Genomic DNA, 13,884 nt, shown 5'->3' with positions numbered 1-13,884 from the left:
CTGTGTGTGTTTATACCGAACAGGCGGTCAAAATAGGCTTTTACCAGTCATGCGTCCAATATATGGATTAAACAGTATCCATATGTTTGAGATATGCCATGATCGAGCTTCGACATCTTCGCTATGCCGTAACCGTAGCCGATGAGGGCCATATGACCCGCGCTGCGGAAAGGCTCGGCATCCAGCAACCGCCGCTCAGCCAGCAGATAGCCAAGCTAGAGGCGATGGTTGGAGCTTCGCTGTTCAAGCGCCTGCCGAGAGGTGTCGAGCTGACGGATGCGGGGCGGACGTTCGTGGAGAGAGCCAGGACCATCCTCAACGATGTCGATCTTGCGATAGAGGCGACGAGACGCAACGCCCGCGGGGAGGAGGGAAGCCTCGCCATCGGCTTTACCAGTTCAGCGGCCTTTCATCCGCTGGTCAGCTCGGCCGTCCGCTCGCTCGGCGAGGCGTCGCCCGATGTCGCGCTCAAGCTTGAGGAAGCCAGTACGCCCGATCTGATCGCCATGCTGCATTCCGGTCTTCTTGACGTCGCGCTCGTCCGCTCTCCCGTTGCACAGTCGAGCGGGCTGATAATTTCCCGAATTCTCGATGAAGAGATGCTGGTCGCTCTTCCAGATCGTCATCCCCTTGTGATGGGGAAAGGAGAGAAGCCTCGCCGCGTTCGATTGTCGGAGCTCGCAAACGAAGCTTTCATACTTTACCGCCGTCCCTCGGGGCCGGGGCTATATGACAGTATCATAGCGGCCTGCCTTGCCGCGGGCTTCAGCCCAAAAGTACGTCATGAAGCTCCCCGGTTGCTGTCGACGCTCAGTCTGGTCGCCGCTGGTCTCGGAATCTCCATCATTCCGGGATCGATCGCGGGGCTGGAGACGAGCGGCATCGCCTATCTGAGGCTTGACCCAGGGGACAATCTCGTGGCGCCGCTTTATCTCGCGCGAAAGGATGAGCAGCCAAGTGGCGCGCTGCTGCTATTCGCCGACATCGTTCAGCACGAGAAAGCCTTGCTGAAATAAGCCGCTATCGTTCTATCACTCTGGCAGCCTAGAAGCTCAAAGTGGCATCTCTCCAAAGGCGAAATCCTCCGAGAAACGCATTTTCGTTCTCGCTGATACGGCAGCCAGGGGGCAGTTCCTTGAGCTTTTCGGCATTGCCGCCGCCGATAACGATTTCATGCGGCAGCAGCGCTGCCCTCAATCTCTCAATGACCTCCTCGACCGACTGCCGCCATTTTTTCTTGCCGTATTTTTCAAGGCCCCGTTCTCCGATGAAGTCTTCGAACGTGCCCCGCTTCTTGTAGGGCAAATGGGCGAGTTCCATGGGCAGGCAAACGTGATTGGCAACCATCGCCGAACCCAATCCGGTGCCGAGGCCGAGAAACAGCATATTGCCGTCCTTGTAGTTGCCGATCGCCTGCATCACGGCGTCATTGACGAGCCTGACGGGCTTGCCGAAAGCGGCGGAAAAGTCGAAATCCTGCCAGCCGCTGCCCAGATTATGCGGTTCCATGGCGGGTCTGTTGTTCGAAACCGGGCCTGGATATCCCATGCCGATAACATCATATCGCCAATCGCTCGTCAGGTCCTTGACGGCCTGGAACATCTGCTTCGCCGACATTGCAGGCCCCGAGACGGCTGCCCGGCGGTCGCTACCAGAGCTGAGACGCATTTTGACATGCGAACCGCCGAGATCGATCGCCAAGACGACAAGCTCTTCTGTCGCAGCTGGTGCGACGGCCTTCTTCAGTTTCACGTTCGTTTTGCGGCTCTCTAATACCTGACTCATATTCGTCCACTTTCTATCCGCACTGGCACAAATCCTTCTAGGACGCTTCAACGACCGAGACGGAAAAATCCTCTCCCTCCCAATGATCGGTGTCAGGCCAGTAAAAGGTAAAGGTAACCGATCCGCCTTTGGGCAGGTGTTCGCATGAAAGCTCGGCAACATGTATGCCGAAACCGTTCTGGCTCGTTTCGGTATCGGTGGCGCTAGCCCAACCGTCAAAACTCCAGCGGATGATCGCGCGCGCCATGACCTCGATCCACAGGCGTTTGCCAGCTGGAAGCTGCGACAGCTTGTTGTTGAAACGCCATGGCACGAAGGGTGCCGTCACCTTGTTGGTTACGTAACGCTCGATACCCTGCGGCGGCATGTCGAAAACAGCCCCATCTCTCAGCGAGCGCAGGAGCTTGATATGCTCGGCGTGAGCCCAGACGAGCGGCATGGCGCTGCCGGAGGGTTTTCCGAGCACAAGCCCCAGCTCCGGCACATCGGGCTGGTCCCACACCTGTTCCGGGAGCAACCCGCCCTGACCGGCGGACTGCTCGAGTGTCCTTAGCAATTCAAGAGCCACGTCCGGACGGCCGGCTGCAAGCTCATAATGGGCGCGTTCGCCCGCAAGCAGCGGCCATGGACGCCCAATGCCCGTGCCATCGAACGGCCTGCCGTCTTCGTGCTCGCCATATCCGTCGCCGGTATAGCGATACCATAGCGGCCCCTGCGGCAGATCACATTTGAGATGGGCATCGATAACCCTGACGGTATCAATTATGCGAGGATCGTCGGCGGCCCGCAATCCGAACCGCACCAGCGCCAAAGCATCGGGACTAACGACGCGGGTGGTCGGCAAGAAGGATTCAGCGGGCGGCCTGTTCTTGATCGGCACGAAACCATCGGCAGGCGAACTTCCGTCGGCAATTTCGGGCGGCGCAATGCGAACATAATAACCCTTGATTCCGAGAGCAGCGCTCTCCGCATCGCTGCTGACATAGGTCCAACGCTCGATCTGGTCGTTCCAAGCATCCGCGGTCTGTCGCAGATAATCCGCATTGTGCATTTGACCGGCAATTTCCAGAATATCGGCTGCAGCAAGCAGGGCGGCGATCTCGACCGCCAAAGTGAAGGGAGAAAAGCCGCCATCCTCTTCCCAACGGTCCTCGCCGGTGACGGGACCATTGACGACGACATAGCGCGCCGCGCTTTCGACCATCGGCACGTAAGACAATAGCAGATCGCCCGTAAGGACTCCTTCGCGACGCAGGGCATCGGCGAGCAGGATCGGGAAGGCGCATTCGTCCATCTGTATCCCGGTCCAGTAGGGCTCGCCGTCCAGCCAGCAGTTCTGCGGCCAATGTCCATCCTCTTCCTGGATGACGCGCAGATAGGCCAGAATGCGCAGCGCATCCTGCGCGGCGCCCGCAGCCAGAAAGCCACCGGCTGTCTCCACCAGGTCACGCGGCCATACCAGATGATAGCCGCCGAGGTCTTCGTCGCCCTTGGCAAAGCCCCATGGAATGGAAAGAGATGCAACAGCCGGTCCTTCGAAAGAAAGAGGCCGATGCGTCGCCAGCACGGCTGTCGAGATCCGATAACGATTGACTTCGGGCGGCGGCGCTCTCGGTTCGTCCAAAGCCAACAATCCGTCTTGCCATGTCCGCCAATCGGCAACATAGCTGCGCTCGGCGTTGTCGTAGCCGGCTTGCAAGCTGGCAAGGGCATTGTAGCCGGCTTCCTTGGCGTGACTTCCAAAACCGAGCGATACGATGACGGTGTCGCTGCCGCCGATCAGATCGATCTCACCGGTCAGCGCGACGTTGCCATCGGCGGCACGCGTAAAGGCCGGGTCCAATCGGGCCTCTTTCTGCAATTGCTGCCATCCGTCGGAAATACCGACATAGCCAGCGGATGCCGTCCGCCAACCACCGCTGACGCCAAGAGCCATCGAGACACCGCCCGTGCCCGTCGCAAAAAGCATCGGTGTGCCCTTGTAGTCCTCCACCCAGCCCGTATTGCCGTAACCGGCATTGACCAGATGTGGAGCGGCCAGCAGATAGAGACGATAATCGCCGATCGTGCCTTCCAGCGGCTCGAATGATATCTGCTGTAGCAGGCTGCTGCGCATGGGATTGACGATGATGCGCTTGATGATCCGATAACGGCCGTCGATTGCCGTATTGATCAACCGATAGGCCGGAACGCCATCCTCGACCGTGGTGACGACGCTCTCCGTGTCGCGCTTTTCCTCCGAAAAATAACCATCAGGACCTGTGACGATCAACCCGATGTCGCGGGTGCAAGCACTGTCGACGCGGGGATAATAGATTTCGTTGAGGATGCCATGGCTGAGGGTGAACCAGATGCGGCAGGCTGGCGAAAGGGCTGTGCCAACTCCGCTCTTCGCACTGGACGTCCAGCGAGGTTCGATACCGTTCACGCTGGGGCCGGAAGCATCGTAAGGCGCCATGCACTATCTCCTCTGTCGCTGCAATCTGCTCCCGCCAAAATGTTTCGGCAAGACGGAACCTATGCGCATTCAAGCCAATACGCCCAGGTTTTCGCCGCCATTGACAGCATCCATTCGTCCTGTATTCTGTTATAAAATTCTATATAACATAATTGTGGAACATAATTGGGAGTGTATCGATGAAGTTCAGACTCGGATTCCTGATTGCGGCTGCTTTGATTACGGCGCCCTCGCTGCTGATGGCCCAGGAAAAAGGTGGCGTCATCAATGTCGCGACGATCGGCGAGCCGCCAACGCTCGATCCCATGACCTCCACCGCCGATCTCGTCGGCATCGTTACCCAACATATCTTCGAAACGCTCTATACGTTCGACAAGGGCTGGAATGTCACGCCGCTTCTTGCCGAGAGCCTGCCCGAAATCAGCGCTGACGGCAAAACCTACACGATCAAGCTCAGGACCGGCATCAAGTTCCACGACGGCAGCGTCATGACATCCAACGATGTGGTCGCCTCGCTCAACCGCTGGACCAAGCTGGCGTCGCGCGGCAAACAGGCGGGCGGCTTCATCGAATCCATTACCGCGCAGGATCCGGCGACCGTCGTCATCAAGCTGAAGCAGCCCTACGCCCCCCTCACCTCGCTGCTTGCCTTCAACAACTCCGCCGCCATCATCATTCCAGCCAGCAAGCAGGCGGACACGATGACCGACTTCATCGGCACCGGTCCCTATATGCTGAAGGAGCGCAAGCCCGACCAGTATATCCAGCTGGTGCGCTTCGACGGCTACAAGCCGCGCAACGGAGAAAGCAACGGTTACGGGGGTACCCGCCATCAATATCTCGACGAAATCCGCTTCGTGCCGGTGCCCGACGCCAATACCCGCGTCGAAGCGGCCATTTCCGGCCAGTATGACTATATCGACAGCCTCCCGGTCGAATCCTTCGACAAGCTGAAATCCGCTTCGGCGACCCAACCGTTGCTCCTGAAGCCGTTCGGCTATCCGGTCTTTGTCTTCAACACCGCCGACGGCATCACGAAGAATGTCGCCATTCGCAAGGCGATCCGTCAGGCACTCAGCATGGAGGACATGCTGGCAGCCGCCTTTGGAAGCACGAATTTCTATACGGTCGACGGCAACATCTACCCTGCCCCCTTCACCTGGAGCACGGATGCCGGCGTCAAAGGGAATTACAATGTCGCCGATCCGGAGGGCGCGGCTGCGGCCGCCAAGGCGGCAGGCTACAAGGGTGAACCGATCCGTATCCTGACGAGCCGCCAGTACGAATTCCATTACAAGATGGCGCAGGTCGCGGCCGAATATCTGAAACAGGCGGGCTTCACGGTAGACCTTCAGGTGGTCGACTGGGCGACGCTGACCCAACGCCGTGCCGACAAGGCGCTGTGGGACATCTATATCAGCCACAGCCCCTTCCTTCCGGAACCGGCGCTGATCGGCACGCTGTCGCCGAGCTCGCCCGGCTGGTGGACGACGCCGACAAGCAAGGCCGCGATCGACGCATTCAACACGGAGGTCGATCCCAAGAAGCGCATCTCGCTTTGGGCGAACGTTCAAAAAACCATCTATGACGAAGCTCCCATGATGAAGATCGGCGATTTCAACGCCGTTGCGGCGATCTCCACCAAGCTTCAGGGAGTCGACCCCGCGCCGTGGCCCTACTTCTGGAACGCATCGATCAAGAAATAATCCTCCCAAGGCGCTCGGGCGCCGGTTGCGGCCGGCGCCCGGTCCCGTCCGTTTGCGGACTTGAAGCAACTCCAGGAAAGATGCGCAGCAGTTTTCCGTTCGGAGTTGCGAGAGAGCAAAGAAATGGAGTGGTTCCGCGATTCGAAGAAGGCGGAACCACTCCGGGGAACCGACCCAATGATACGCTACATCCTTCAGCGTCTTGCAGGCATGATCGTCGTGATGTTTCTTGTCGTCACGATCGTTTTCGTGATCGTGCGCGTAACGCCCGGCGATCCGGCCGCCGTCATGCTCGGCCCGGATGCGACCGCGCAGGATATTGCCGAACTGCGGACCCGGCTGGGCCTCGATCAATCCATATTCGTCCAATACCTGTTTTACGTGGGGCAATTGCTCAAGGGCGACCTGGGTCAATCGATCTTCCTGAATATCCCGGTTTCCTCAGCACTTCTCGAGCGTGCCGAGCCGACCTTTTTCCTGACTCTGTTCTCACTCCTGATCGCTGGCGTGATTGCGTTGCCGATCGGCATCTATGCCGCCTATAGGCGAGGATCGCTCGTCGATCAGGCTTCAATGGCGCTCGGCATGCTGGCGGCAAGCATTCCAAGCTTCTGGCTTGGCCTTATTCTGATGCAGATCTTCGCGGTTCGCCTGGGGATGTTTCCGGTTTCCGGCTATGGCGGACCGGGCACGAGCTTCCTTGATCGCATGCATCATCTGACATTGCCGGCCGTCGCACTCGGTCTCGTCTCCTCGGCCTTGATCCTGCGCTTCACCCGCGCATCGATGCTCGATGTGCTTGGAGACGACTATATTCGCACCGCCCGCGCCAAAGGACTGATCGAACGCCGCGTCGTCCTGAAACACGCGCTGAAGAATGCGCTCATACCAATCCTGACCGTTCTGGGGCTGACAGCCGCGGTCCTGATTTCCGGCGCTGTCGTCACCGAAACCGTCTTTGGTCTGCCCGGTGTCGGAAGCCTTGTCGTCTCGGCGGTGCTGCGCCGCGATTATCCGGTGATCCAGGGGGCCTTGCTCGTCATCGCAGGTCTTTACGTCCTGATCAATTTTGCGATCGACATGCTCTACCTGCTGGTTGATCCGAGGGTACGCTACTGATGGCCGATATCGCAACCGATACACCAAAGCAGGTGCCAAGCGAGCGAAGCAAGTTCCTTCGCCGGCTTCTGAAGCGCAAGACCGTCGCCGCCGGTCTCATCGTGCTGACGATCTTCGTCCTGCTCGCCGTGCTTGCGCCATGGATCGCGCCCTATTCGCCTTCGAAACTCTCGATCGTCAACAGACTGAAGCCACCAAGCGGGGTTTACTGGTTCGGCACCGACGAATTCGGCCGAGATATCTTCTCCCGCACCATCTATGCAGGACGGCTATCGCTGCTCGTCGGAGCAGCCGTCGTGGCGCTGTCGGCGGCGATCGGCGTCACTCTCGGCCTGCTCGCCGGCTTTTTCCAGAAGCTGGATACCCCAATCGCCCGCCTGATCGATGCGATGATGGCGTTTCCCGATATCCTGCTTGCCATCGCGCTTGTCGCCGCCCTCGGCCCGTCGTTGACGACGGTCATAGTCGCGCTATCGATCGTCTATTCGCCGCGGCTGGCCCGCATCGTCCGCGCCTCGACGCTTGTCATCCGCGAACTGCCTTATGTGGAGGCGGCCAGCGCTCTCGGCATCTCGACATTCCACATCATGACGCGGCATGTGCTTAGAAACCTTCTGTCGCCGATCCTGGTGCAGGGTTCGTTTCTCTTCGCCAGCGCCATGCTCGCCGAAGCCGGGCTTTCGTTTCTGGGCCTCGGCGTCAGCCCCGAAATCCCAACCTGGGGAACCATGATCGCCGCCGGCCGTCAATATATCGGCCAGGCCGACTGGATGACCTATTTCCCCGGCTTTGCCATCATTCTCTCCGTGCTCTCGCTGCAGATGGTCGGCGACGGCCTGCGGGACATGCTCGATCCAAGACTTCGAAAGGACCTGTAAATGACCGGTGAAAAAGCGGGCAAGCCGCTCCTCCTCACCAATGTGAAGCCCATGGCATTCGGCGGCCCCGCGATCGCTGGCGTCATCGACATTCTCGTCGGCGCCGACGGCAAGATCGCTGCCTTTGGCCCGCAACTTGCCGCTCCCGGCGATATCGAGCGCATCGACGGCAAGAGCGCCTGGATTTCTCCCGGCTGGATCGATCTGCACGTCCACATCTGGCATGGCGGCACCGACATCTCGATCCGCCCGTCCGAATGCGGCGCCGAGCGCGGCGTCACGACGTTGGTCGATGCAGGCTCGGCCGGCGAAGCCAATTTTCATGGTTTCCGCGAATATATCATCGAGCCCTCCAGGGAGCGCATCAAGGCCTTCCTCAATCTCGGCTCGATCGGCCTCGTTGCCTGCAATCGCGTTCCCGAATTGCGTGATATCAAGGATATCGACCTCGACCGCATCCTCGAATGCTATGCCGCAAACAGCGAGCACATCGTCGGCATCAAGGTGCGCGCCAGCCACGTCATCACCGGCTCCTGGGGGGTCACACCCGTCAAGCTCGGCAAGAAGATCGCCAAGATCCTGAAGGTGCCGATGATGGTGCATGTGGGCGAGCCGCCGGCGCTCTATGACGAAGTGCTCGAAATTCTCGGACCGGGCGATGTCGTCACCCACTGCTTCAACGGCAAGGCCGGGTCGAGCATCATGGAGGACGAGGACCTCTACAATCTCGCCGAGCGCTGCGCCGGCGAAGGCATCCGGCTCGATATCGGCCATGGAGGCGCCTCCTTCTCGTTCAAGGTCGCGGAAGCGGCGATCAAGCGCGGCCTACTGCCCTATTCGATCTCGACCGACCTGCACGGCCATTCCATGAACTTCCCGGTCTGGGATCTCGCAACCACCATGTCCAAGCTGCTCTCGGTCGGCATGCCATTCGACAAGGTGGTCGACGCCGTCACCCATGCGCCAGCCTCGGTCATCAAGCTTTCGATGGAAAGCCGGCTGTCGGTCGGCGAGCGCGCCGATTTCACCATATTCGATCTCGTGGATGCGGACCTCGAGGCGACCGATTCAAACGGCGACGTTTCACGCCTGCGGAAGCTGTTTGAGCCGCGCTACGCTGTCATCGGCGCGGAGGCGATCGCCGCCAGCCGCTACGTGCCCCGCGCGCGTAAGCTCGTCCGTCATAGCCACGGCTATTCGTGGCGGTAGTCGAAATATTAAGATCGAATGGCAGGAGCATACGTGAACACCTCCCCAACACACGCCGCTTCAGCAGCGCAAACACCTTACCAGCGACTGGCCGCGCTCGGCATCGCGCTGCCGCCGCCGCCGCCGCCGATCGCCAATTTCGTGACCCATGTCCGCGAAGGCAATGTGCTCTATCTTTCAGGTCAAGGGCCGCGGGAAGCAGACGGCCACCTCCATTCCGGCAAGGTCGGTGGTGACGTGGGCGTCGACCGGGCCTATCAGCATGCGCGGCTGACGGGCATCAATCTTCTTGCCGTCATGCACGGCGCGCTCGGCGATCTCTCCCGGGTGAAGCGAGTGGTAAAGCTGCTCGGCATGGTCAATGCCGTGCCGCATTTCGAGGATCATCCGAGCGTCATCAACGGCTGCTCGGACCTCTTCATCGAAGTCTTCGGCGAAGCGGGCCAACATGCCCGTTCGGCCGTCGGCTTCGGCTCGCTTCCCGGCAATATCACCGTCGAAATCGAAGCGATCGTATCGCTCAACGATTAGTTTTTACGCAATTCCGGACACAAAACCGCGTCGCGCTTTTGCTGGAATTGCTTTAAGGAGGACGAATTCAGTGGTTGCGCCAGCCCATCAGCTTTTCGATCCGCTCGGCGGCCGCGCGCACCTGCTCACCATAATGGCTGCCGTCGGACACGGCTTTCTGTTCGGGAAGCACGATCGAAATGGTCGCGACACATTGACCATCGCGGTCCACGACCGGCGATGCGATGCAGGCAACCGCATAATCGGACTCCGCCACCTGGATCGACAAGCGCTCCTCAAAGGCCTTGCCCGCGGCCTCGGAAAGCACGGCGGCATCGACCTCGGCCCGACCGGTCGGCGAGGTGCGGGCACAGCGCTTGAAAAGCTCGATCCTTTCGCCTTCCGGCAAATGCCCGACCAGCAGCCGACCCGAAGCAGTCCAGTTGAGCGGCACGCGCGTTCCGACGCGAGAGGCGACCTGAAAATGGCTCGGCCCGTCCGCCATCGCCAGCACCAGCATGCTGTCGCCGTCGCGGCCGCAGACTTGCACCGTCTCGCTCGCCTGCCGGCAAAGATCGTGCATTTCGCGGGTGGCGACGCTCATGAAATCGAGCGACCGGGCATAGGCGAGGCCATAGTGGTAAAGGCGCGCCCCGAGCCAGACGGAACCGTCGGCATTGCGGCCAAGCATGTTCTTTTCGACCAGATCGTCGATGATGACATAGACGGTCGAAAGAGGCGCCTTGATCGCCTTGGCGATCGCGTAGGCGCCAGCAGGCGCGCCGGTTTCATAGAGATAGTCAATGACCTGCAGCGCGCGGTCGATGCCGCTTACCCGCGAACGGCGCGCGCCTTTGATTTCCCCTTCTCCGATGGAATCGGCGTCTTCAGGGGGTGCGGCGGGTAGGGTCTTGGCGTCCAAGTCAACGCTCCTCGTGAGATTTCGAGAAGCTATTACATTACTATGGCATAGCTGTCGATGACAATCGGCAGTCGTCACTTTGGAGAGATAGAATGTCCGATGATATCCGTAGCAAGATCGGCCTGAGGCCCGTCATCAATGTATCAGGCACCATGACCAGCCTCGGCGCATCGATCGTCGTGCCCGAAGCCATTGCGGCGATGACGGCGATCCTCCCACAATTCGTCGAAATCAACGACCTCCAGCGCAAGGCCAGCGCCGTTATCGCCCGGCTGACGGGCGGGGAGGCGGGCTTCGTGACGGCATCCTGCTCCTCCGGCATCAGCCTCGCCGTCGCCGGCGCCATCACCGGCAACAACCTGCTTGCCATTGAGAAGCTGCCCGATGCCGCCCCGGACAAGAACGAAGTCCTCGTACAAACCGGCCATGTGGTGAGCTATGGCGCCCCCGTGGATCAGGCGATCCGCCTCGCCGGCGGCAAGGTCGTTCTGATCGGTCAAGCAACGTCGACACACCGCTTTCACATGGAAAATGCCATAAGCGAGAAGACGGCGGCAGCCGTCTATGTCGTATCCCATCATGTGGTCGATTACGGCTTGCTGCACCTGACCGAGTTCGTCGAGATCGCGCACGCCAAGGGCGTGCCCGTCATCGTCGATGCCGCTTCGGAGTACGACCTCAGGCTCTTCCTGGCGCAGGGCGCCGACATCGTGCTCTATTCCGGCCATAAGTTCCTCGGCGGCCCCACCTCCGGCATCGTCGCCGGCAAGAAGGAGCTGGTCCGCAACGCCTTCCTGCAGAACATGGGCATCGGCCGCGGCATGAAGGTCGGCAAGGAAAGCATCTATGGCGTGATGGCGGCACTGGAAGCCTGGGAAAAGCGCGACCATGCCGGCATCCGCGAACGCGAGACGGGCTATCTGAACCTGTGGAAGCGAACTCTCGACGGCCGCCCCGGCGTCACCGCCCTGATCGAGCCCGATCCCACCAACAACCCGCTCGACCGCATGCGGGTCATCATCTCGGCGCCGGAGGCGCATATCAGCGCCTGGGATCTTGCGGCAGCGCTTGCCCGCGGCAACCCGCCGGTAATCGTCCGCGACCATGAGGTGGAGCATCACTATTTCTATCTCGATCCATGCAACCTGCATCCCGGCCAGGAGACCATTGTCGCGACCCGGCTTGCCGAGGAGCTCGACAAGGCGCGCGCCTCCAACGAGATCATCGCGACGCCGATCGAGAACCGCAGCCGGCATCGCTTCGACGGCGTGCTGAACTGGCCGGACTGAGCTGTGACAGGGATCGCAAGAAGGGAACACGCATGAGCACGTCGCAGGCAAAGGCCGCGGAGGCCGCCGAACCCATCCTCTCCGTCGAAAACCTCACCACCTCGTTCCTGGTGGACGGCGCATGGAAACCCGTCGTGCGCAATGTTTCCTTCTCGGTCGCGCCAGGCGAGACGGTGGCGATCGTCGGCGAGAGCGGCTCGGGCAAGAGCGTCACCTCGCTCTCGATCATGCGGCTGCTACAGAGCGATTCGAGCCGCATCGAAGGCAAGATCCTGCTTGGCGGCCGCAACCTGCTTTCTCTTCCCGAACATGAGATGCGCAAGGTGCGCGGCAACGACGTGTCGATGATCTTCCAGGAGCCGATGACGTCGCTCAATCCGCTCTTCACCATCGGTAACCAGGTTTCGGAGGCCTTGCTCTGCCACAGGGACATGTCGGCTGCGGACGCCAAGGCCGAGACGATCCGGCTGCTCGAAAAGGTCCGCATTCCCTCGGCCGCCTCGCGCTTCGACGAATATCCGCACCGCTTTTCCGGCGGCATGCGCCAGCGCGTCATGATCGCCATGGCGCTCGCCTCGAAGCCGAGGCTGCTGATCGCCGACGAGCCGACGACGGCGCTCGACGTCACGATCCAGGGCCAGATCCTCGACCTCATCAAGATGCTGCAGGATGAAGAAGGAACTTCCGTCCTGTTCATCACGCATGACATGGGTGTGGTGGCGGAGATCGCCGATCGCACGGTCGTCATGTATCGCGGCGAGCAGGTGGAAACGGGCGCCACGGCCGATATCTTCCATCGCGGCCAGCATCCCTATACCCGCGCGCTGCTGTCGGCCGTGCCGGTGCTCGGTTCGATGCAATCCTATGAACGGCCGCTGCGCTTCCCCGTCGTCAATACGGCGACGGGAGAATCCGACACGCCCGCCGAGGTGCCCGATACGGTCGCAAAGGAAAAGCCGGTTCTGCAGGTGAAAAACCTCACCAAGCGCTTCGACATTCATTCGGGCCTCTTTGGAAAGCTCAAAGGCCGGGTGCATGCGGTCGAAAACGTCTCGTTCGATCTCTTTGCCGGCGAAACATTGTCGCTTGTCGGCGAATCCGGTTGCGGCAAGTCGACCACCGGACGCGCCATCATGCGGCTGATCGAACCGCAATCCGGTTCCGTCATCGTCGATGGCCACGACGTGCTCTCACTTGGCAAACGTGACATGCGCGAGATGCGCAAATCCGTGCAGATGATCTTCCAGGACCCCTTTGCCTCCCTTAACCCGCGCATGACCGTCGGGCAGGCGATCGCTGAGCCCTACCTCGAACACCGGATGGGAACGGCAAGGGAAGCGAAAGAGATCGTCGCCGATATGCTGCGCAAGGTGGGCCTGACCCCTGACATGGCAAGCCGCTATCCGCACGAATTCTCCGGCGGCCAGCGCCAGCGCATCTGCATCGCCCGCGCCCTGGCACTGCAGCCGAAAGTGATCGTCGCCGACGAAAGCGTGTCCGCGCTCGATGTGTCGATCAAGGCGCAGGTCATCAACCTGATGCTCGACCTGCAGCAGAGCCTCGACCTTTCCTTCCTGTTCATCTCCCACGACATGGCCGTGGTCGAGCGCGTCAGCCATCGCGTCGCCGTCATGTATCTCGGCGAAATCGTCGAGATCGGCCCGCGCGCGGCTGTTTTCGGCAATCCGCAGCACGACTACACGAAGAAGCTGATGGCGGCCGTTCCTGTGCCGGACCCCGATCGCCGACGCGAAAAACGCATGGCAGCCAGTGAGGAGTTGAAAAGCCCCATCCGGCCCGTCGATTATCTGGTCAAGCCGCGCGCGTATCGAACCGTCTCTTCCGGCCATCTGGTTGCCGTCTGATACCGCAAGCCGATCGACCGAAAGGTCCTTCGTCATCACCAACAGACGCCACCATCGGCGAAACCGCGTTTCATCCCCGCGCAGTTAAGGACGCTCTTGCAAAAGCGCGCCGCGTTGATTAAACGATTAATCAAGGAAACCGG

The 13,884-nt window shown here is 60.5% G+C and carries 11 protein-coding genes; 8 read left to right on the top strand and 3 right to left on the bottom strand.

The window, feature by feature from the left end; all coding sequences use genetic code 11:
- The first annotated feature begins 98 nt into the window (after positions 1-98).
- Positions 99-1,016 carry a LysR family transcriptional regulator gene (locus I8E17_RS30850; RefSeq protein ID WP_069615307.1) on the top strand — a complete coding sequence of 306 codons (918 nt, stop codon included), beginning with the start codon at positions 99-101 and terminating at the stop codon, positions 1,014-1,016.
- Positions 1,017-1,044: 28 nt separating this feature from the next.
- Here the strand turns inward: I8E17_RS30850 and I8E17_RS30845 are convergent, their stop codons facing one another.
- Positions 1,045-1,785, bottom strand: coding sequence for an ROK family protein (locus I8E17_RS30845; RefSeq protein WP_069615306.1), 741 nt, complete (start codon positions 1,783-1,785; stop codon positions 1,045-1,047).
- A gap of 37 nt (positions 1,786-1,822) precedes the next feature.
- Positions 1,823-4,243, bottom strand: a complete 2,421-nt coding sequence (locus tag I8E17_RS30840) for a glucan 1,4-alpha-glucosidase (protein ID WP_069615305.1) — start codon at positions 4,241-4,243, stop codon at positions 1,823-1,825.
- A 179-nt stretch (positions 4,244-4,422) separates the two neighbouring features.
- Between I8E17_RS30840 and I8E17_RS30835 the strand changes: the two genes are divergently transcribed.
- The 5 genes from I8E17_RS30835 to I8E17_RS30815 all read left to right on the top strand — a co-directional run bounded on the left by I8E17_RS30835 (position 4,423) and on the right by I8E17_RS30815 (position 9,686).
- Positions 4,423-5,949: an ABC transporter substrate-binding protein gene (locus I8E17_RS30835; RefSeq protein ID WP_069615304.1), complete on the top strand. Its 1,527-nt coding sequence runs from the start codon at positions 4,423-4,425 to the stop codon at positions 5,947-5,949.
- Positions 5,950-6,126: 177 nt separating this feature from the next.
- Positions 6,127-7,068 (top strand): ABC transporter permease, encoded by a 942-nt coding sequence (locus tag I8E17_RS30830; RefSeq protein ID WP_069615318.1) that lies wholly within the window; start codon positions 6,127-6,129, stop codon positions 7,066-7,068.
- A complete protein-coding gene (locus I8E17_RS30825) occupies positions 7,068-7,946 on the top strand; it encodes an ABC transporter permease (protein WP_069615303.1) in 879 nt (292 codons plus the stop codon). The genes I8E17_RS30830 and I8E17_RS30825 overlap by 1 nt, the downstream gene beginning before the upstream one ends.
- Positions 7,947-9,155 carry an amidohydrolase/deacetylase family metallohydrolase gene (locus I8E17_RS30820; protein ID WP_069615302.1) on the top strand — a complete coding sequence of 403 codons (1,209 nt, stop codon included), beginning with the start codon at positions 7,947-7,949 and terminating at the stop codon, positions 9,153-9,155.
- Between the two features lie 33 nt (positions 9,156-9,188).
- The gene (locus I8E17_RS30815; RefSeq protein ID WP_229002240.1) at positions 9,189-9,686 is read left to right on the top strand and encodes a RidA family protein; all 498 of its coding nucleotides are present in this window, start codon (positions 9,189-9,191) and stop codon (positions 9,684-9,686) included.
- Positions 9,687-9,753: 67 nt separating this feature from the next.
- Here I8E17_RS30815 and I8E17_RS30810 read toward each other — a convergent pair whose 3' ends face one another.
- Entirely contained in the window at positions 9,754-10,539 is a 786-nt protein-coding gene (locus tag I8E17_RS30810) for an IclR family transcriptional regulator (protein ID WP_229002269.1), read from the bottom strand.
- 140 nt (positions 10,540-10,679) lie between these two features.
- Between I8E17_RS30810 and I8E17_RS30805 the strand changes: the two genes are divergently transcribed.
- Together I8E17_RS30805 and I8E17_RS30800 are read left to right on the top strand one after the other, a co-directional pair.
- Positions 10,680-11,876: an aminotransferase class V-fold PLP-dependent enzyme gene (locus tag I8E17_RS30805; RefSeq protein WP_069615299.1), complete on the top strand. Its 1,197-nt coding sequence runs from the start codon at positions 10,680-10,682 to the stop codon at positions 11,874-11,876.
- Between the two features lie 32 nt (positions 11,877-11,908).
- A complete protein-coding gene (locus I8E17_RS30800) occupies positions 11,909-13,741 on the top strand; it encodes an ABC transporter ATP-binding protein (RefSeq protein WP_069615298.1) in 1,833 nt (610 codons plus the stop codon).
- The last annotated feature ends 143 nt before the right edge of the window (positions 13,742-13,884 follow it).

The organism is Rhizobium sp. AB2/73, from assembly GCF_020871915.1.
GTDB lineage: Bacteria > Pseudomonadota > Alphaproteobacteria > Rhizobiales > Rhizobiaceae > Rhizobium > Rhizobium dioscoreae.
The sequence above is the reverse complement of the archived record's forward strand: the minus strand, read 5'-3'. Positions and strand labels throughout refer to the sequence as shown.

Excerpts from the sequence above, each read along its gene's own strand:
- I8E17_RS30830 (WP_069615318.1), top strand. The coding sequence starts at position 6,127 with ATGATACGCTACATCCTTCAGCGTCTTGCAGGCATGATCGTCGTGATG.
- I8E17_RS30825 (WP_069615303.1), top strand. The coding sequence starts at position 7,068 with ATGGCCGATATCGCAACCGATACACCAAAGCAGGTGCCAAGCGAGCGA.
- I8E17_RS30840 (WP_069615305.1), bottom strand. The coding sequence starts at position 4,243 with ATGGCGCCTTACGATGCTTCCGGCCCCAGCGTGAACGGTATCGAACCT.
- I8E17_RS30835 (WP_069615304.1), top strand. The coding sequence starts at position 4,423 with ATGAAGTTCAGACTCGGATTCCTGATTGCGGCTGCTTTGATTACGGCG.
- I8E17_RS30800 (WP_069615298.1), top strand. The coding sequence starts at position 11,909 with ATGAGCACGTCGCAGGCAAAGGCCGCGGAGGCCGCCGAACCCATCCTC.
- I8E17_RS30805 (WP_069615299.1), top strand. The coding sequence starts at position 10,680 with ATGTCCGATGATATCCGTAGCAAGATCGGCCTGAGGCCCGTCATCAAT.
- I8E17_RS30820 (WP_069615302.1), top strand. The coding sequence starts at position 7,947 with ATGACCGGTGAAAAAGCGGGCAAGCCGCTCCTCCTCACCAATGTGAAG.
- I8E17_RS30850 (WP_069615307.1), top strand. The coding sequence starts at position 99 with ATGATCGAGCTTCGACATCTTCGCTATGCCGTAACCGTAGCCGATGAG.
- I8E17_RS30845 (WP_069615306.1), bottom strand. The coding sequence starts at position 1,785 with ATGAGTCAGGTATTAGAGAGCCGCAAAACGAACGTGAAACTGAAGAAG.